Origin of the sequence: Mesorhizobium sp. Cs1299R1N3 (assembly GCF_037179625.1) — a bacterium.
GTDB classification, from domain to species: domain Bacteria; phylum Pseudomonadota; class Alphaproteobacteria; order Rhizobiales; family Rhizobiaceae; genus Mesorhizobium; species Mesorhizobium salmacidum.
In genome coordinates this window covers 95,499-115,043 of sequence record NZ_JAPYKQ010000002.1, presented here as the reverse complement: position 1 = coordinate 115,043, position 19,545 = coordinate 95,499, and the positions used below count along the sequence as shown (strand labels likewise).

The following is a 19,545-nucleotide window of genomic DNA, read 5'->3' as shown; positions in this document are numbered from 1 at the left end:
ACCGCGCCTGCTGGGGAATAGGTTAACGGTAGACCCACGGACTCTGACTCCGTTAGTCCTGGTTCGAATCCAGGTTCCCCAGCCAAACTGGATGCCCTGTGGATAGCTTGTTGCCACGAGCTTCTTCTGCTGCAGCAGCCGTTTCCGCAAGTCAATCAAACGGTTGCCTGAAGGCGGCACAGACTTCGCCTCGGTTCCATTCGCAGCACCAGATGTAGGAGTTTCTCGTTAGGAAGCTGCCGGACGAACAGTCGGCTGGCTTCGTGACACAATCCAGGAGCCAAACGCCGTCGTCCATGGATGATTCTTCACCTTGCCCATAAACGTCGGCAACGTTGATCGCGGCAGACGCACATGCGCCTGCCCTTGCAATCAGCGGTGCCATCACCAGGTCCGGGCCGATGGCGGCGACACCACTATCGGTGCGATCGCAGGAGCGATCAAACGACGAACACGTCGTGATAGGTCAGGGCCGCCCCGGGCTCCAGATGGGCGATTTCCACCTGCGGGGTCGATTTCGAGCCGTCGGGATCATAGGACAGAACGCCCGTGGCCCGGTCGTAGAGCAGGTAATCGTTGCTGTGGGCGGCGTGTTCTTGCAATTCGAAATACGACGAGTTCACCTGTGTCGGGCTGGACAGGGAACCGGGGCCGAGCTTCGTAAAGACGGCACTGTCGAGATAAAGCGCGTCATGTTCCGCGTCGAAGTCGGTGATTGTGTCGACGTTGCCGGGGCCATAGGCCGTGTCAAACACGAAGGTGTCCTCGCCCCTGCCACCGGTCAGCACGTCGTTGCCACCCAGGCCCCGCAGTGTATCGTTGCCAGCCTGGGCATCATAGGTATTGGCCGCGCCAGTGCCGACAAACGTATCGTTCCCGGCCGTTCCGTGGGTCGGGTCGGTCGGAGGTGGCGGTGTCGGGTCGGTCGGAGGTGGCGGTGTTGGGTCGGTCGGCGGGGTCAGTATCGGGTCGGTCCCGTCATGGGCTGCATGCCAGGCCGCCCTGGCGTGGTCCCAATAGTCGCGGGCCGCCTGGCCCTGAAGGACCGTCCAGCCGGCGGGCGGCTTTGGATAATCCGCCGGCAGCGGCGTGTCGGAGAGGTTGAGATAGTAATTGCCGTGCGACTCGACCGTCTTATCCCAGGCGTGCTGCAGCCGCCCCTGGCCGTTGTGGTGAACGTCGGTGATCGCCACCACGCAGTCGACAAAGTGCAGGCTGGGCGAGATATCGTTGGCGCCTGTGCCGTCGGCGAGTTTGAATGGCGAACCGTGGGTGATCACGCCTTTGCGAAGGTACTCTCCCATGCCCAGAAGCATGCCATCCATGACGACCGAGTTGCCAGACCCATTCACCTCACCGTCGCCAAGGCTCACTCCGGAAAACACGTGGTCGAACAGCGAATCCCGGATGGTGCCGCCGATGACGTCGTCGTCCTCGACCGCGTCGTCTCGTGAGTTGCCGACATAGCTATCCTCGATAAGAAAGGTGCCGGTGCCGCCGACGCGGATGCCATCCCAGGGCTGGGTGATCGTAAAGTCGTCGATGACAAAGCTGTGGGCTGAATTCACACGGACTGCGGCGGAGTTGACGTAGATATTCTCCCAGTCGCCGGTTTGGGAGACCGTGCCGTTGATCGTGCCGCCGAAAGCCGTGAGGTTGTCACCGGGGTTGACGACCGCGAAGGGATAGAGATTGGTGGGGCTTCCCTGATTGGCAACGATCCACGAGGCGCTGGTGGCATCGATTGTGGTGTCGGCGGGCAGGTTGGATGCCTTGTATTGGCGGTAGCCATAGTCGTCGGTCAAGACAATGGTGTTCGTACTGGCCATGTTCGGCCACCTTTCACACCCCGCCCTTTTTTCTGCCCAAACGCCTGAAGCCAGAAAAGCCTGCACCTACCAGAGCCCCGTTAACCATATCGTGCAAATCACAAAATGTAAAAATGTAGGACGTCCCTCGCAAAAAAAGCTGTCGAGCAGCGGTTTCAGCGGGGCCCGACGTCCTATATGCCTGTATGCTTGGCGCATTAGCACGGGAGAAAGGTGTGTCCCGAGAGCGTGACGCGCATATGTGGCGCGAAGCCGGGAAGCTCGCGGCGTCTGGCGACTATGAAGGATGGCTTGCCATTGAATGGGAGCTTCGTAGCAGAGGATTCTCACGCGCCAAGCTGCTGTTTGATAACGACCGGGTCCGCGAAAAATTGGATGACATCTGTAAGAAGGCACAGGAGCAACGCGCCCACGCCAACCGGACCTAAAGGCCAGAAGCGCGGCGATCTTGCCCTCCACCGATCGCATGTGGGCCTGCCATTCTTGCATAAGGCCGCCTGATGGTCACTGACACCGAGTTCATCCGCGAAAGCATCAGCCAAGGCTGCGTGATGCTGGCCGATGGCGAGTTCTTCATCGACAGGTTGGTGAAGTATGTCGGCAACGGGAGGGTCCGGTGGCACGTCGAATTTCGTGGACATCGAATCGAGCTGACGACCGGCCAGCTCAAGAAGCAGGCTACGTTCCGAAGGAAGATGCTCGAACAGGCCGGCGTGCTGCCGTCTCAGCGTACCGGGGCCAATTACAGGCGATGGGCTATCGATCTGAGGAAGAACGCTATCGAGCTTCCTTGGCGCGATAGACCGGTCGATGCCGGATTCGCCGTAGACAGGCTTGTCAGCCATGAGGGCGACCGGTGGATAGTTGAATACCAAGGCAGGGCAATCAAATTCACGACGACCAAACTGCGCAGGCAAACCAGTTTCCGCAAGAGGATGCTGCTCAAGGCCAAGGTGCTGCCGCCCCAACTGGACCCAGTTGCCTATCGAAAGTGGATGGACTGGCTGATTCAAAACGCCACGGAGGCGGCACCGCAGGCCAGCGATGCCTTGATGACCGAGAAAAGTTGGCTTGACGACCTGCCGGAGCTAGCCGGCTGGCAAAAAGAAGCGCCACCCGAAACCGACTAACAGGCCGCCCTTCCCGGGCGGTTGAATTTCCGATCATGGAATGCTGAAGGGTACCGATTCCGCAACCGTTCCATCAATGGCCAAATCAACACGATAGGTGCCCTCCGGCCATCCCGCCGTGGGTTTGGTGAGTTGTGAATCAGCCTCGTTGTTCGCTCCGACGTCGAGGTCGACCTTGTCGATAGTATAGTTTTCCGGTGCGGCGCCGTGGGAATCGACCGAGACCCAGGAGAATGTGATTTTCGATGTGGGCGCGATATCCACCAAGTCAGCCGACACATAAATGACCGGTGTGTCGACAGGGAAATTGCTCTGAGACGTTTCCTCGCCCTTCGTCGCGGAAAGGACAATGTTATCGAAGCCGGACGCCTGGGCCGGCAAGCTGAGGGCCGCCAAGGCGGCAATGGCAACTAGAACTGATTTCAAGACTTACTCCTCGGACTTGGTTACTGGCCCGCAAATAACGGGACGAAGCAGCGCTAAGGGCGGATATCCTCAGCCCAGCCATTTATCGTAGTCGGCCACCAGCAGGTGCAACGGCGGCGTATCTTCCTCGATATCAGCGAAACGGCCGATCGGCTCGCGGAAAACATTGTCCGTGCGATCGTCATTGACGGTCGACACCTCACCGATCAGCACATCCCTGCCCTCGGCCCAGAAGGCGTGCCAGACGCCGGGCAAAAGCGTGACGCTCTGGCCCGGATCGAGCTTCAATAGCCCGCCCGCCGGCAGCCTGTGGATGGTTCCGTCGACCGGCACCGACACCTCGGCCTTGGGGTCGATACCGCCATCGCGATCATGCATGAACAGTTCAAGCACCAGCTTGCCGCCGCCGCGGTTGATGATGTCCTCGGCCTTGATATTGTGGCGGTGCATCGGCGACATCTGCTCCTTGCGCGAGATCATGATCTTCTCGGCATAGAGCATGCCCATGCCCTTCTTCATGTCCTCGTAGCGACCGTTGCGAACGGTGAACAGGAACAGGCCGAGATCGTCGAACTTGCCCTGGCCGTAGTCGGTGATGTCCCAGCCGAGCCGTGAGGTGAAGATGGCCGAGGAATCGACCTGGCGCGCCTTCATCTCTTCCGGCGACCAGTAGGCGAAGGGCGGCATGATGTAGCCGAACGAGCGGATGAAAGCGTCGGCTTCGCGGATGATATCGTTGATTGCGGAGCGTTTCATGATCATGACCCCTGGTGTCGGTTTTTCCGATAGATCGCATAGCCGAACGCCGGTGCGGTGTCGATCCATTCTGCTTGTTCGAGCCTTGCGCGTTCCCGACCATGGCCCACTGATCCGGCCCGCTGGCCGCGTGACATCGCTTGCTTTCAGGCTCATAAACCCTGCGAATTTTCACAGAGATAGCCGATGCCGACCATCCATGATCTCGATACGCCGTCGATCCTCATCGACGCCGCACGCGCAGAAGCCAACATCGCCAGAGCGCAAGCCCATGCCGACAAGAACGGACTGAAACTCAGGCCGCACATCAAGACGCACAAGCTGCCTTATTGGGCGAAGAAGCAGATGGCGGCTGGCGCCGTCGGCATCACTTGCCAGAAGATCGGCGAGGCCGAGGTGATGGCCGATGCCGGGCTGACGGATATCTTTCTCCCCTACAACATCCTTGGGCGCGCCAAGCTCGAACGGCTGAAGGCGCTGCATGGTCGCGTGAAGCTGTCGGTGACGGCTGACAGCGCGCAGACGCTGGAAGGGCTCGCCGCCACCTTCATCGATGCCGGGCACCCGCTCTCGGTATTGGTCGAATGCGACACCGGCATGGGACGCTGCGGCGTGCAGACGGCCAATGAAGCGGTTGCGCTGGCGAGGGTGATCGATAACGCAGGCGGCCTCACCTTCGGCGGACTGATGACCTATCCGGCCGCCGGCCGGGCCGTGGAGGCCGAAGCCTGGCTTGCCGATGCCAAACAGGCGCTGGCCGCCTCGGGTCTCGCTTGCGAACGCATCTCCAGCGGCGGCACGCCTGACATGTGGCGTTCCGCCGATGCCTCCGTCGTTACCGAATACCGGCCCGGCACCTATATCTATCTCGACCGTTACCAGGTCGCCAAAGGCGTCGGCGGCCTCGACGATTGCGCGCTGACGGTGCTCGCAACCGTGGTCAGCCATCCGACAGCGACACGCGCCATTCTCGATGCCGGCAGCAAGGCCTTGTCCAGCGACACGCTGGGGCTAAAGGATTTCGGAGAGTTGATGGGCGTGCCGGGAGCGCTGGTGACGGGCCTGAGCGAGGAGCACGGTACGGTCACGCTTTCGGGCGACGGCAGGCTTCGCATTGGCGAACGCGTGCGCGTGGTGCCGGACCATTGCTGCGTCGTCACCAACCTGTTCAACGAGGTCAACCTGATCGACGGTGAGAAGGTGTTGGAAACGCTGCCCGTGGCGGCACGCGGACTTATGGGGTGAATTTCTAGGCCGGACGCTCCGCCTGCCGCGCCGCCACCCGCCGCATGGCAATGACGCGGCGGCGCCGGATTTCGGTGCGCATGGCCATCAGATGCAGCGTGAAGAAGAGCGCGGTGAAGCCGACGGCCATCACCAGCAGCGGCCAGAGCAGGCTCGGATCGATGGTCGGACCGCCGAGCCTGAACACGGAAGCCGGCTGGTGCAGCGTGTTCCACCAGTCGACCGAGAATTTGATGATCGGGATGTTGATGAAGCCGACCAGCGTGATGATGGCGGCGGCCCAGGCGGCGCGGCTGGCATCATCCAGCGCACGGGTCAGCGCGATGATGCCGAGATACATCAGGAACAGCACGAACACCGAGGTCAGCCTTGCATCCCAGACCCACCAGGTGCCCCACATCGGCTTGCCCCAGATCGAACCCGTGATCAGCGCCAGCGCGGTGAAGACCGCACCGATGGGGGCCGCTGATTTCAGCGCGACATCGGCTAGCGGATGGCGCCAGACCAGCGTGCCGAGGGCAGACAGCGCCATCAGCGTGTAGCACATCATGGCGAGCCAGGCGAAAGGCACATGGATGTACATGATGCGAACGGTGATGCCTTGCTGGAAATCCTCGGGCGCGGTGAAGCTCATATAGAGGCCGACGGCGAGGACGAGCGCGGCGAGCGCCGCCAACCACGGCACAAGCTTGTCGGCCATCCCGACGAACCGCGTCGGATTGGCAAGATCGGCCCAGCCGCTCGGGCGTGAGGTGGTGTCACTCATGCGACTTTACATAGACCGCCGATGCGTTTGGGGCAATCGAGCGGTGGTGTCGCAGGCGTAGAAGCGTCTTCCTTCCCTCTGTGGGGGAAGGAAGAACCGGCTCAGGCGGCCTCACCCTGAACGGAGCGGCTGAGGCGGCGGACTTCCTCGTCGTTGAGCAGGCCGCCGGCGCGCAGCAGGCTGGCGAAGCGGCCGTTGCGCAGCGACAGTTCGGCGAAACCACCCATCTCGACCACCTTGCCCTTGTCCATGAACACGACCAGATCGGCGTCGCGGACGGTGGTCAGGCGGTGGGCGATGATGAAGGTGGTGCGGTCGCGGCGCAATTCGTCGATCGCTTCCTTGACGCGGTCCTCGGTCTCGACGTCGAGCGCGCTGGTCGCTTCGTCGAGCACCAGGATCGGAGCATCCTTCAGCACGGCACGGGCGATGGCGATGCGCTGGCGCTCACCGCCAGACAGCTGGCCGCCACGTTCGCCGACCACCGTGTCGTAGCCGTTGCTCTTGGCCAGGATGAAGTCCTGCGCCGCGGCCGCGGTGGCGGCAGCATGGATTTCTTCGTTGGTCGCGTCGGCACGGCCGACCCGGATGTTGTCCTCGATCGAGCGGTTGAGAAGCCCGGCATCCTGGAACACGGTGGCGATCGAATGGCGCAGCGACTTGCGGGTCACCGTGCGGGTATCGATGCCGTCGATCAGGATACGGCCGCTGGACGGCGAGAAGACGCGCTGCAGCAAATTGATGAGCGTGGTCTTTCCCGCACCCGTCGGCCCGACGATGGCGACGGTCTGGCCTGCCTGAACCTCGAAGGACACATCGCTGACGCCCTGGCCCGAATTGGCGAACTCGAAGCTGACATCCTCGAAACGGACATGGCCGGTGACGTTGGCAAGGTCGCGCAGGCCATCCGGCTCGGCGGTATCGGCGGCCGAGTCCTCGAGCTTATAGAAATCCTCAAGCTTGGCGCGGGCTTCCGAAATCTGAGTGGTGAAGGCCGACATCTGGTCGAGACGGGCGATCAGCATTCCGGCAAAGCCGGTGAAGGCCACGACGTCGCCGACGCGGAGCTGGCCACGGGTGACGAGATACGCGCCGATCGACAGCACGATCATCATCGAAATGGTCGAGGACAGGCGGTTCAGCGCATTGGCAATCGCCCACCAGTCGAGCACAGGATTCTGCGCGTCGAGCAGGCCCTTGACGTAACGCTTCAACGCCGCGGTCTCATGGCCGATGCGGTTGTAGCTCTGCAGCACGGCGACATTGCTGACGCTGTCGGTCACATGGGCAAACACGGTATGATAATGACGCTCGACGGCGGTCTGCCCTGCCTTGGTGCGGCGCATGACAATACGGCCGATGCCCACGTAAAGGACGCCAAGGCCAAGCAGCACAATGGACATGCGGACGTCCATCGCAAGCGCGGTCGGCACCAGCAGCACCAGCGCGATGGCCGTCGAAAGATGCACGCGCATGAATTCGAGCCACAAGCTGAAAAGGGTTTCAACCGCGCGCAGCAGCGTGTGCAGCGAATTGGAAGTGCCGCGCTGGTGATGCCAGGCGAGCGGCATGGTGATTACGCGCTCGAAGGACTGGCACAACACTTCCGAACGACGGGCATGGGCGAAGCGATCGGCGCCACGCGCCACCAGCACGAAGGCCATGACATTGAAGAGACCGAGAGCTGCCCAGACCGCGAGCGTCGAAAACACCGGACCTTTTTCGGAAATAGCGCCGATCACCCGGCCTAACAGGATCGGCTCAAGGATCGCGATGGCTGCAAGCGCGACGTTGGCCGCACAGATCAGCGCGACGCGCTTCTTGTCGGCGGCCAGATATCCCAGCGCTCTCCAATAGATCTGCAGAAGTGACACCTTAGCTACTCCGCCAACTTTCTATTGTGCCCAACACCAATATTGTGCACTGCACCATTTCGTAACACCTAACGGTTGATGCGTCGCAAAACAATGCCCGTCTATCGCTTCCGTTCCCGTTTAGCGAACAAAAGATGACGACGATACGAAATCTGACGTGATCACCTAACGGTTTGAGATAAAAGGTGAAATGTCAGCCTTGCGGCAAAATCGTGGCAGCAGCGGAGCACTGCCACATTTTTAATCACCGCGAGCTTGCACGGTCGGTTTCGCGCGTCTTTGGCGGACGCCCCACAGATCGCGCGCAAGTAAACAGGACGCGGCGGCGCGCGTCCCGGAGGACGCGCGCGCTTCTGACATAAACTGCTGATTTTACGCTGGTATCTTGACCACGACCTCGGTCTGGCCGCCGGCTTTGGGTTCAAAGGACGCCGCTTTTGTCTTCGATCCGTTGACTTCGAGCGAGATCGTCTTGGCCTTTTTGTCGCGAACGACCTGGACCTTGATGTCGGCGCCCAGCATCTTGAGCGAAGCCTGGTAGCCATCCCAGTGGCTGGGCAGCTTCGGCCGGAATGTGATCTGCTTGCCGCGCCGTTCGATGCCCAGGATGCCTTCGACCGCCGCCCGGTAGAGCCAGCCCGCCGAGCCGGTGTACCAGGTCCAGCCGCCGCGCCCGCCCTTGTCGTCCCCGGCATAGATATCGGCCGCCACTACATAGGGTTCGACGCGGTAGTGCTCGGTCGACGCCTCGTCGAACGCGTGGTTGACCGGGTTCAGCATCGAGAAGCAGCGATAGGCTTCATCGGTCTGCCCCATCTCGGCGAGCGCAATGACGAACCAGGTGGCGGCATGGGTGTACTGGCCGCCATTCTCGCGCACGCCAGGCGGATAGCTCTTGATGTAGCCGGGATCCTTCTGCGTCTTCGAAAAGGGTGGCGTGAACAGTTTGACGATCTTGAGATGATCGTCGACGAGCAGTTTCGTCGCCTGCTGCATCGCGGTGGTCGACCGCGCCGGGTCGCCCTCGCCCGAAAGCACGCTCCAGGACTGGGCGATGGAGTCGATCTTGCACTCTTGCGATGTACGCGACCCCAAAGGCGTGCCGTCATCGAAACTGCCGCGCCGGTACCATTCGCCATCCCATGCCGTGCTTTCGAGCGCTCGCTTCAGCGCGTCGGCATGCTTTGTCCAGGCCTGTGCGCGCTTGGTGTCGCCCTCGGTCCTGGCGACCGCGGCGAAGTCGCCCAGCGTCTTCAGCAGGAACCAGCCCAGCCACACGCTCTCGCCCTTGCCGTCCTCGCCGACACGGTTCATGCCGTCGTTCCAGTCGCCGCCGAGAATCAACGGCAGGCCGGCTGGACTGCTGCGCTTGATGGCGAGGTCGAGCGCACGCGCGCAGTGGTCGTACAGCGACACCGTCTTCTTCGAGATTTCCGGGATGAAAAAGGCGTCGTGCTCGCCTTCGCCCAGCACCTGTCCGTCGAGGAAAGGCAGTTGTTCCTTCAGGATGGTGGCGTCGCCGGTCACCAAGAGATAGCGGGCCGTGGCGTGGGCGAGCCACACCACGTCGTCGGAGATCAGGGTACGCACGCCGGCGCCGGTGCGCGGCAACCACCAATGCTGCACGTCGCCTTCCGGGAACTGCCGCCGCGCGGCGTTGAGGATCTGGTCGCGCGCCAGCGTGGGATCATGCGCCAGCAAGGCGAGTGTGTCCTGCAACTGGTCGCGGAAGCCGAAGGCGCCGCTTGCCTGATAGAAAGCCGAGCGGGCGCGGATGCGGCAGGCAAGGCTCTGATAAGGCAGCCAGTGATTGACCATGGCATCGAGCGCCTTGTCGGGCGTCTCGACCTGGATGGTGTCGAGGAAGGCGCGCCATTCGCGCTCATTGTCGGCCAGGCGCTGGTCGAAATCCTTGCCCCGGTGCTTCTGCACCAGCGCGCTCGCCTGCGCCGAAGACTCGGCATCGCCAAGCAGCCAGATGAGCGTGACGTCGCCGCCAGCCTGAATCTCGATGTCGCGGGCGATCGCCGCGCAAGGATCATCTCCTGCCTCGACGCGGCCTGAGAGGGCCGCGCCGCTCAGCACCGCCTGCGGCAACTCGCTGGACCCGTGCCGGCCGAGGAACTCGGCCCGGTCTGATGTCACCGAGTGGACGCCGGTGTCGGCGGCGAGGAAGGCCACCCGCTCGCTGAAATCGAGCCCGTAGGGATTTTGCGCCAGCAGCGCGCCGGTGGCACCGTCGCGGGACGGCACTATAGTTGCCGCGGTGCGCGACCGATGCCCGCCAAGCACCCATTCGGCATAGGCGTAAACGCGCAGCCGGGCCGGTACCGGGCCGGAATTCTGGATGCGCAGCCGCGTGATCTTCACCGGATCGATGGGATCGACGACATGGGTCAGGTCCATCGACAACGGTCCGCGCTTCGAGCGGAAGGTCGAGAAGCCCTGGCCATGCCAGGCTTCGTAGGTCATCGAGGGATCGCGCACCACCGCCGCGATCGGCGAGAACGCCTTGCCGCTGGCCTGGTCGTAAATATAGACGCCCTCGCCCGGCCGGTTGGACACCGGGTCGTTCGACCATGGCGTCAACTGGTAGTCGCGGCTGTTGCGGCTCCAGGTGAAGGCAGCACCTTCGGCCGAGGTGTGGAAGCCGAACGAGGCGTTGGAGACGACGTTGATCCAGGGCTGCGGCGTGGTGCGCCCGCCAGTCAGGCGCACCACATAGTGCCGCCCGTCGCCGTCGAAGCCGCCAAAACCGTTCCACTGGCTGAGGCCGGAGCCATCGGCACTGAGATCGGCCTCCGCCTGCGAGGCAAATGCATGCATCTGCGGTGCGGGCGCCGGAATTTCGCGCGGGCTTGGCAACCCTGCCGGCTGCAGGCCATCGCGCGCCTGCAGTGCGGCCGCCTCGGCCCGTTCGATCTGGTCGAAGATGGTGCCATTGCGCGTATGCAGCACAACCCGGGCGACGGCGAGCAGCGTCTTATAGGTGGTTTCCTCCATCAGGTCGCGGCGCACCGCGAAAATGTGCTGGCGGGGTCCGAGTTCCTTGCCACGCAAGCGGCTGTTTTCGCAAAGCGTTTCGACCGCGCGCTGCAGATCCTGGACATAGGAGGAAGCCTGTTCGTTGACGACCACGAAGTCGATCATCATGCCGCGGGTGCGCATATATTCCTGGAAACGCAACGCCTGGGCAACGATCTCCAGATCGGCAACGTCGCCGATCCTGACCAGGAAGATCGGGTAATCGCCCGAAATGCTTGTCGGCCAGAGGCTCGACTGCTTACCCAATCCAGAAGCAACGGACTCGGCCGGCAGCCGCAGGAACGGGTCGGGATAGATCAGATAGCGCGCCAGTTTCTGAACATTGGCCGCATCGGTCAGGCTGAGGCCCATATGGCGGGTCTGCACTTGGCTGCGCGTCCAGGCAAGCATGGCCTGGCGAGCAAAGCTCTCCTGATGGTCGAGCCGGCTTATGGCCTCATCCAGCTCGGCGCGGTTGGCCCCGACGACGGTCCAGAAGGTCAGCGATACCTTCTTGTTGGCGGGCACGCGCACCTGACGGCGCAGCGAGGCGATGGGATCGAGCGTGAAGCCGGAATGGCCACCCAGCCTGGCGCCTGGATCGAAAGCGGCGGCATCGACGATGGTGCGGCCACGGCCGATGAAGGCGCGCCTGTCGGTCTCCGCCTCGGCATCACGCGCCGGTCCCGACGGATCTGTGACGAAATGCACCAGGGTGACATCGGGCTCGCTGGTTTCGCGCTTGCGGCGCGTGGCGAAGATCGCGCCATTGTTGGCGGCGATCTCGGTTTCCACGAACATCTTCGAGAAAGCCGGATGCGCGTTGTCGGAAGCCTCCGAACCCAGCACCAGCTCGGCAAAGGACGTCACTTCGATGTGACGGTCTGACGTGCTCTCATTGTAGAGCGTGATCCGGCGGCCCTCGCCATTACCCTCGGAAACGACGATGCATTCCACCTCGGAGCGCAGCGTGCCGGCGGTTTTGACAAAGCTCGCCTTGTCGTCGGAAAACAAGGTCTGCGTCTTTTCCTCGGCGGCGCGTCTGGGCTCCGATGTCGCCGACCACCAGTCGCCGGTGGCAGCGTCGCGCAGGAAGATGTAGGAGCCAAGCCGGTCCTCGACAGGGTCGGGCTGCCAGCGGGTGACGGAAAGATCGCCCCAGCGGCTGTAGCCGGAGCCGGTCGCGGTCACCATCACCGAATAGCGGCCGTTCGACATTACATTGGTCGAACGCAGCGCCCGCACGGGATCGAGCACGATGCGGGTATCGGGGCTCTCGGTTTCGGTCTCGTCCTTGGAGCGCTCGTCGGCCTCGGTCCGGACGGTGGCGGTCGGAATATCGCGCGGCGCCCTCTCCTGCAGCAGCAGTTCGGCCGATTCAATGACCGGATCGCTGTGGAAGCGATCGCGCAGGCGACCTTCGAAGATGGCGTCGGCGACGGCGGCGATCGACATGCCCGAATGGTGGGCATAGTAGTTCAGCACGACCGCTTGGTTGGTGCCTTCCGGCACGCGCTGCGGCGTGAAGTCGACCGCATCATAATAGCCATGACGGCCAAGCGCGCCGATCTCGCGCAGCCGGGCCAGATTCTGCACCGCTTCGCGCGGGTTGAACTGCGCCGCCATGATAGTCGCGTAAGGCGCGATTACCGTGTTCTGGCCAAGGCCGCGCTTGAGCCCAAGGCCCGGCACGCCGAAATTGGTGTACTGATAGGTCAGTTCGCGGTCGCGGGCGTTGTAGGCCGCTTCCGAGATGCCCCACGGCACGTTCTTCTGGCGACCGTACTGCATCTGGCGCTTGATGATCAGCTTGCTGGTCTGGTTGAGGATGGAGCCTTGCGGCTCCTTCATCACCAGCGGCGGCATCAGGTACTCGAACATCGAGCCGGACCACGACATCAGCGCGCCCTGGAAGCCGATCTCGACGATGGGGCGGCCGAGCCTGAACCAGTGTTCGGTTGGCAGATCGCCCTTGGCGATGGCAAACAGGCTGGTCAGCCGCGCCTCGGAAGCCAGAAGATCGTAGCAGCTTTCGTCGAGTTGATGTTCCTCGACCCGGTAGCCGATCGACAAAAGCTTGCGCTCCGGCCGCATCAGGAAGGCGAATTCCATCTCGAAGGCGAAACGACGGGTGCGCTCGCGCAAGGTGAGCAGCTTGGCACGCAGAGCCTCGACAGCGTTTTCGTCGCTGTGGGCGTCGTGGACGTGCGCCTCGCAGGTGGCTTCGAGCCTTGCCGCCCAGTCGACGATGACGTCACTCTGCGGCGATGCGGCCTCGGTGTGAATGGCGGTGGCGAGTTTGCGGATTTCGCCAGCCAGCACCGCCAGGTTGATGGTGCGGATCGACGCCATTTCCGGCTGGGCCTTGATCGTGTCGACGGCACGCCGCATGCCGTCGAGGCGATCGACAAGCCGTTGGCGCAACGGGCGCAACTGACGGCGGTCATCGGGCAGTTCATCGAGGCTTTCGCTCAGGATGGTCACCGTGTCGAGAATGCCTTCGAAATCGCCCTGCAGGTGGACGGAAGGCGCTTCCGCCCATTCGGCGCAGGCCGCCGCCACCGCCACCAGGTGACCGGCGAGATTGCCGCTGTCGACAGCCGAGATATAGAGCGGATAGAGCGGCTTGAGCGTCGTGGTGTCGTACCAGTTGAAGAGATGGCCGCGGCTGCGCGGCATGCTCTCGATGGTCGTCATGGTTGCATCGATGCGGGTGATGGCATCGGAAAGGCTGATCCAGCCGAAATCGCGCGCCGAAACGACCGAGAGCAGGTAGACGCCGATATTGGTCGGCGAGGTGCGCGGCGCCACGACGGGCGCCGGGCTCTCCTGGAAATTATCCGGCGGCAGATTGTGATGTTCTGCCGTGACGAAGGTTTCGAAATAGTGCCAGGTGCGCCGCGCCACGGTGCGCAGCGTGTGGATGTCGGCTTGCGATATGCGCAGCCGGTCCTCGGTTTCGGCGGAGCGGCTGATCCAGCTGGCGATCGCCGGCGAACCGATCCAGAACAAGGCAAAGAAGAAGGCGACGAAGGCACCGGTGGAATCGGCCAGCACCGGAATGGCGAGGCCGACAAAGCCGATGATCACGGCGCCATACATCATGCCGTAATAGGAGCCGACATCGTTGTCGCCCGCCTTGTGCGCCTGCGAGGCGGTGCGCCATTCCAAGAGGTTCTGCCGGCTGACGAACAGCCGGTAGAGCGTGCGCACAATGGCATCGCCCATCATCCAGGCGTTATGTGCCATCAGCACGATCTTCAGCGCCACCATGGCGGTGCCGAAGGCGACGTCGCGCGCCAGCGCGGAGAAATGGCCGCGCGGCGTCTGGTCGCCGCTCTTGGGCAGAATGGCGTTGACCACGTCGAAGGTCGGCGCCATGAACAGGCTGAGGATCAGCAAGGCCTGCCACTGCGCGGCCTGCGTGAACGGCAGCAAGGTCCAGCCGGCGATCGCCGCCATCACCCAAAAGATCGGCGTCAGCGAGCGGCGCAGATTGTCGACCATCTTCCAGCGCGACAAGGCCGGAACGCCGGAACGAGGATTAAAGATGTAGCCCAAAAGCTGCCAGTCGCCGCGCGCCCAGCGATGGTGGCGCGAGGCATCGACCGAGTAGCGGGTCGGGTAATCCTCGACCAGTTCGACGTCGGTGACCAGTGCGGCGCGCGCCAGGGCACCTTCGAGCAGATCGTGGCTGAGGATGGTGTTTTCCTCGATGCGGCCCTGCAAGGCGGCCTCGAAGGCATCGACATGATAGAGGCCCTTGCCGGTGAAGGATCCGTCGCTGAAGACGTCCTGATAGAGGTCCGAAACAGCGAAGACATAGGGATCAAGGCCGCGATTGGCCGAGAAGACGCGCTGGAAGAACGAGGCTTCGTCGCCGCTGGTGAGTGAAGCGGTGATGCGCGGCTGCAGGATGGTGTAACCGGCGGTCACGACGCGCCTCGTGGCGTCGAAATGCGGACGGTTGAGCGGATGGCAAAGCTTGCCGACCAGGCTCGATACCGCATCGCGGGTGGTGCGGGTATCGGCGTCGAGCGTCATCACATGGACGACCTTTTCCGGCAGCGGGACTTCGAGCGGCAGGAAGGTGGTATCGCTGTCGCCGCGCAGCAAGAGGTCGAGTTCGTGCAGCTTGCCGCGCTTGCGTTCCCAGCCCATCCAGCACCCTTGACCCGCATTGTAGAGCCGGCGGCGGTGCAGGATATAGAAGCGCGGCGCGCCGTCGGAGGGATAGCGCGCGTTGAGACGGGCGATTTCGGCGCGGGCGAAGTCGAGGATCTCGGTATCCGCCGCATCGATCTCGATCTTGCTGTCGGGCCAATCCGAAAGCAGCGCGAAATGGATCTCGTCCGCCAGATTGGCAAGGTAATGCACTTCGATGTTGCGGATGTTTTCCTCGACATCGTCACGCGAGCCGATCAGCGACGGCACGACCACCAGGGTGCGCGCCTCGGGCGGCACACCGTGCCTGTAGTCGTAACCGATAAGGCGTGTCGGCTTAAGGAACAGCGAGACCACGGTGTTGAAGAAAGCGAGCGCGCCTTCGCTGGCCGGCACGGCAAACAGAGCCAGCATCAGCACGATCGACGGCACCGACAGGCCGAGATTGGAAAGGGCGTTGCCGGACAGGACAAGCAGCAGGACGGTCAGCGCGAAGACGGGCAGGACGATGCCCAGCCAGCCGGTCTTGGCGAAGGTCCGCTTGACGGTCTGGCTGATCGTGGGCCGGTAACCGATCGCCTTTTCCAGTTCCAGCCGGCGCGGGCCAACGACATAAAAACCGACATCGGTATGAGCGGATGCAACCTGGGCGTCCGCTCCTTCACCGCTCTCCGGGACGGTTTCACCGACGGCGTGGCCGGCCAGTTCAATGGCTTTTTCGGCTACACGGTCCTCCGAAAGGTTCGAGCGGCGAGCCAGTTCCTCGATCGCGGTGCGGTATTGATCGCGCGAGAAGAAGTCGAGCGCGGCAAAATCGGTGCGCTCGCGCAGCACGGTATCGATGCGGCTGACGCCTTCGAACCACACCGTCCAGTCGACGTCGTTGATGAGGCGCAGGCCGCGGACGATGTTGCCGGTGGTCACATTGCCGCTGGACAGCGTCTGGTGCTCGGAAATGATGATTTCCTCGGCATCCGAGCCGGTCTTCTCGAGTTCGCCTTCCAGCCACTCCAGCGCCTTGCCGGCGTTCTGCGATCCGTCACGCAGGCGGTAGAGAAGCTGAGTGGCAAAGGTGGTGTCCTGCGCATGCGCGCTGAAATTGGCGAGGATCGCCTGCCGATCCGGATTGTCGTCGGTCGCCAGCACCTTGTCGGCCACGTCATTGGCGATCTGGCGCATCTGGCGGGTGCGGTTGACCCTGACCGCCAGGCGACGGAGGTTCTCGATCAGCACGAAACGCAGAAGGGACGGCAGTGCCCAGAGCTCGCCAATCTTCAACGGTTCGACCGACTGAAAACCCTGGACGATAGACTTGAACATGGTCGCCGAGACGGAACTGTCGGAATGCGCGACATAAGTCCAGGCCAGCGCCAATGCGCGCGGCACGGTGCCGCCATCGGGCAGTTTCAGGGTCGGCAATTGCCGGTAAAAGCGGCGCGGCAGGTCGCGTTTGACCTGGAAAATGGTTTCCTCGATCAGATAGTTGTTGTCGAGCAGCCACTGCGCGGCCGGCGTGATGGTTTCGCCCCTCGCCTGCGCGGCATTGGTAGACCGGTAGACTTCGAGGATCTTCTTGGCGCTGTCACGGATACGGGCTTGAAAGTCGAACGGTATCAGGCCGAACAGATCCGTCAGATCGCCCTTGGCCAGGCTTTCGCCGAGCAGCCGGAGCCGTTCCTCCGGCAGGAATGTGGATCTTATCGGCTCTTCCGTGATGACTGGGAAGCTCGCGCTTGTCTTCTCGATCTGGGCTAGGTTCGTCTGAATATTCATTGAAAATTCCGTAAGCGGGCACTCAGCGGCGTCACCGCCACGGCAATGGCCCTAAAACCGGTTCGAATGCAATCGGTTGCATCAACCCTAAGCCGAAAGTTTATTTCCGCACCACGACGGAGCGTCATCTTTCGACCAATTCAAAGACGAGCGCCTCTCGCTCCCGTCGGGATCGATCGACGGAGAGGATTCGGGCTTTTTCGTGATGCCAGTGCCAGCTTACGCTATATTTCGCCAGCGTCGCGATCATGTTTGGAAACAGGCGGTAACCGTTGGGGCGAGGCGCGTCAGGCGGCAGCGATTATCCGGATCACGAAAAGGGTCGCATCCGGTGCGGGCTGAACCTGCAAGACAGAGGCGTCCGGCCCAAGCAGCAGGGTGTCAAGCGGTCCGAGACGAATGGGCGCGGCGCCGGGGAAAATGGCATGGCCTCTGTGACAAAGGATAAGGGTGGGACCGGCCTCGGCCGGGATTTCCGCAGGCGTCGAAATCGCCAGACGCTCGACCGAATGCAGCATGCGGCCGCGGCGGGTCATAACGTTGAGATCGGTGATCGGGCCGGCGATCAACGCGGCACTCGTCGGCTGGTCGGCTGGAAAGGAAAATGGCTGGGAAGCCGCTGTCATCCGCTCTGGCGGACGGCCCGCGACATCAAGCACAATCCCCTCGCCTTCCAGCACCGACAGGGTGCGGTCGATGCCGGCAAAAACGGAGAACGGCCCGCTGCCTTCGACCCGGGCCATCGAGACGCGCCAGTCGAAATCGTCGGGCCCGGCACCATCGGGCGAGACGGCGATCTCGGTCGTCGTACCGCCGCCGTTCTTCCACGGCATGACGCGGTAATCGGTGGCACGAAGGACACGCATCACGTCAGCCGCTATCCGAGAATGCCCGGCAGATTGAGCTGGTGCTCCTTGGCGCATTCGATCGCGATGTCATAGCCTGCGTCGGCATGGCGCATGACGCCGGTCGCCGGATCGTTCCACAGAACGCGCTCCAGCCGCCTTGCAGCGTCCGGCGTGCCGTCGGCAACGATGACCATGCCGGCATGCTGGGAGAAGCCCATGCCGACGCCGCCGCCATGGTGCAGCGATACCCAGGTCGCGCCCGAAGCCGTGTTGAGCAGCGCATTGAGCAGCGGCCAGTCGGAGACGGCGTCGGAACCATCCTTCATCGCTTCCGTCTCGCGGTTCGGCGAAGCGACCGAACCCGAATCGAGGTGATCGCGACCGATGACGACCGGCGCCTTGAGTTCGCCCTTGGCCACCATTTCGTTGAAGGCGAGGCCCAATCGGTGGCGATCGCCAAGACCAACCCAGCATATGCGCGCCGGCAACCCCTGGAAGGAAATCCGTTCGCGGGCCATGTCCAGCCAATTGTGCAGATGGGTGTTGCCGGGGGTGAGTTCACGCACCTTGGCGTCGGTCCTGTAGATATCCTCTGGATCGCCGGAGAGTGCTGCCCAGCGGAACGGGCCGATGCCGCGGCAGAAGAGCGGACGGATATAGGCCGGCACGAAGCCGGGGAACGCAAAGGCGTTTTCAAACCCTTCGTCCTTGGCGACCTGGCGGATGTTGTTGCCATAGTCGAGTGTCGGCACGCCGGCGTTCCAGAACGCGACCATCGCCTCGACATGCTCGCGCATGGAGGCGCGCGCCGCCTTCTCGACCGCCCGGGGGTCGCTGACGCGCTTTTCGCGCCACTCGGCCATCGTCCAGCCCTTCGGCAGATAGCCGTTGATGGGGTCGTGCGCCGAGGTCTGGTCGGTGACCATATCGGGGCGAATGCCGCGCTTGAACATCTCGGGCACGATCTCGGCGGCGTTGCCGAGCAGGCCGACGGACTTCGCCTCGCCGGCTTTGGTCCAGCGCTCGATCATTTCCATGGCCTCGTCGAGCGTCTCGGCCTTCTCGTCGACATAGCGGGTGCGCAAGCGGAAATCGATCGAATCCGGATTGCATTCGATCGCCAGGCAGCAGGCGCCGGCCATGACGGCGGCCAATGGCTGGGCGCCGCCCATGCCGCCGAGGCCGCCGGTCAGGATCCATTTTCCCTTGAGATTACCGCCATAATGCTGGCGGCCGGCTTCGACGAAGGTCTCGTAGGTGCCCTGCACGATGCCTTGCGTGCCGATGTAGATCCAGGAGCCGGCCGTCATCTGGCCGTACATCATCAGGCCCTTCTTATCGAGCTCGTTGAATTTCTCCCAGGTCGCCCAGTGCGGCACCAGGTTGGAGTTGGCGATCAGCACGCGCGGCGCATCGGGGTGGGTGCGGAACACGCCGACCGGCTTGCCGGACTGCACCAGCAGCGTCTCGTCCTCGCCAAGCGTCTTCAGCGACGCAACGATCTGATCGAAATCGTTCCAGGTACGCGCCGCCCGGCCGATGCCGCCATAGACGACCAGTTCATTGGGGTTCTCGGCGACATCAGGGTCGAGATTGTTCATCAGCATGCGCAGCGGCGCTTCAGTCGTCCAATACCGGGCATTGAGCTTGTCGCCGCGGGGGCTGCGCACTTCGCGGATGTTGTGACGGGGGTCGGTCATCATTGTCCCT

The 19,545-nt window shown here is 62.9% G+C and carries 11 protein-coding genes and 1 tRNA gene; 4 read left to right on the top strand and 8 right to left on the bottom strand.

The genetic code is table 11. The features are described 5' to 3' along the window. Window positions 1-11: 11 nt before the first annotated feature. Window positions 12-85: transfer RNA gene (locus O7B34_RS05840), tRNA-Gln, on the top strand. 355 nt (window positions 86-440) lie between these two features. Here the strand turns inward: O7B34_RS05840 and O7B34_RS05835 are convergent. Next, the gene (locus O7B34_RS05835; protein ID WP_337145279.1) at window positions 441-1,805 is read right to left on the bottom strand and encodes a calcium-binding protein; all 1,365 of its coding nucleotides are present in this window, start codon (window positions 1,803-1,805) and stop codon (window positions 441-443) included. A 263-nt stretch (window positions 1,806-2,068) separates the two neighbouring features. Between O7B34_RS05835 and O7B34_RS05830 the strand changes: the two genes are divergently transcribed. Further along, window positions 2,069-2,257 carry a hypothetical protein gene (locus O7B34_RS05830; protein WP_337140781.1) on the top strand — a complete coding sequence of 63 codons (189 nt, stop codon included), beginning with the start codon at window positions 2,069-2,071 and terminating at the stop codon, window positions 2,255-2,257. A gap of 72 nt (window positions 2,258-2,329) precedes the next feature. Further along, window positions 2,330-2,959 carry a hypothetical protein gene (locus O7B34_RS05825; RefSeq protein ID WP_337145278.1) on the top strand — a complete coding sequence of 210 codons (630 nt, stop codon included), beginning with the start codon at window positions 2,330-2,332 and terminating at the stop codon, window positions 2,957-2,959. A gap of 33 nt (window positions 2,960-2,992) precedes the next feature. Here O7B34_RS05825 and O7B34_RS05820 read toward each other — a convergent pair whose 3' ends face one another. Beyond that, entirely contained in the window at window positions 2,993-3,385 is a 393-nt protein-coding gene (locus tag O7B34_RS05820; RefSeq protein ID WP_337145277.1) for a hypothetical protein, read from the bottom strand. 69 nt (window positions 3,386-3,454) lie between these two features. Further along, window positions 3,455-4,141, bottom strand: a complete 687-nt coding sequence (locus O7B34_RS05815; RefSeq protein WP_337145276.1) for a D-lyxose/D-mannose family sugar isomerase — start codon at window positions 4,139-4,141, stop codon at window positions 3,455-3,457. A 186-nt stretch (window positions 4,142-4,327) separates the two neighbouring features. On the opposite strand from O7B34_RS05815, the gene O7B34_RS05810 reads away from it, so the two are divergent. Continuing rightward, a complete protein-coding gene (locus O7B34_RS05810; RefSeq protein WP_337145275.1) occupies window positions 4,328-5,386 on the top strand; it encodes a D-TA family PLP-dependent enzyme in 1,059 nt (352 codons plus the stop codon). A gap of 4 nt (window positions 5,387-5,390) precedes the next feature. Here the strand turns inward: O7B34_RS05810 and O7B34_RS05805 are convergent, their stop codons facing one another. The 5 genes from O7B34_RS05805 to hutU form a co-directional block, all read right to left on the bottom strand. Next, window positions 5,391-6,152, bottom strand: coding sequence for a heme ABC transporter permease (locus O7B34_RS05805; protein WP_337145274.1), 762 nt, complete (start codon window positions 6,150-6,152; stop codon window positions 5,391-5,393). 101 nt (window positions 6,153-6,253) lie between these two features. Continuing rightward, the gene (locus tag O7B34_RS05800) at window positions 6,254-8,026 is read right to left on the bottom strand and encodes a glucan ABC transporter ATP-binding protein/ permease (RefSeq protein WP_140769070.1); all 1,773 of its coding nucleotides are present in this window, start codon (window positions 8,024-8,026) and stop codon (window positions 6,254-6,256) included. Between the two features lie 372 nt (window positions 8,027-8,398). Next, complete coding sequence (locus O7B34_RS05795; RefSeq protein ID WP_337145273.1) at window positions 8,399-16,987, bottom strand: GH36-type glycosyl hydrolase domain-containing protein; 8,589 nt, start codon at window positions 16,985-16,987, stop codon at window positions 8,399-8,401. A gap of 287 nt (window positions 16,988-17,274) precedes the next feature. Further along, window positions 17,275-17,853: a HutD/Ves family protein gene (locus O7B34_RS05790; protein WP_337145624.1), complete on the bottom strand. Its 579-nt coding sequence runs from the start codon at window positions 17,851-17,853 to the stop codon at window positions 17,275-17,277. 11 nt (window positions 17,854-17,864) lie between these two features. Continuing rightward, window positions 17,865-19,538 carry a urocanate hydratase gene (gene hutU / locus O7B34_RS05785; RefSeq protein WP_337145272.1) on the bottom strand — a complete coding sequence of 558 codons (1,674 nt, stop codon included), beginning with the start codon at window positions 19,536-19,538 and terminating at the stop codon, window positions 17,865-17,867. Window positions 19,539-19,545: the final 7 nt, after the last annotated feature.

Coding starts and splice junctions, on each gene's coding strand:
- O7B34_RS05830 (WP_337140781.1), top strand. CDS start 2,069: ATGTGGCGCGAAGCCGGGAAGCTCGCGGCGTCTGGCGACTATGAAGGA.
- O7B34_RS05825 (WP_337145278.1), top strand. CDS start 2,330: ATGGTCACTGACACCGAGTTCATCCGCGAAAGCATCAGCCAAGGCTGC.
- O7B34_RS05815 (WP_337145276.1), bottom strand. CDS start 4,141: ATGAAACGCTCCGCAATCAACGATATCATCCGCGAAGCCGACGCTTTC.
- O7B34_RS05810 (WP_337145275.1), top strand. CDS start 4,328: ATGCCGACCATCCATGATCTCGATACGCCGTCGATCCTCATCGACGCC.
- O7B34_RS05805 (WP_337145274.1), bottom strand. CDS start 6,152: ATGAGTGACACCACCTCACGCCCGAGCGGCTGGGCCGATCTTGCCAAT.
- O7B34_RS05795 (WP_337145273.1), bottom strand. CDS start 16,987: ATGAATATTCAGACGAACCTAGCCCAGATCGAGAAGACAAGCGCGAGC.
- O7B34_RS05790 (WP_337145624.1), bottom strand. CDS start 17,853: ATGCGTGTCCTTCGTGCCACCGATTACCGCGTCATGCCGTGGAAGAAC.
- hutU (WP_337145272.1), bottom strand. CDS start 19,538: ATGATGACCGACCCCCGTCACAACATCCGCGAAGTGCGCAGCCCCCGC.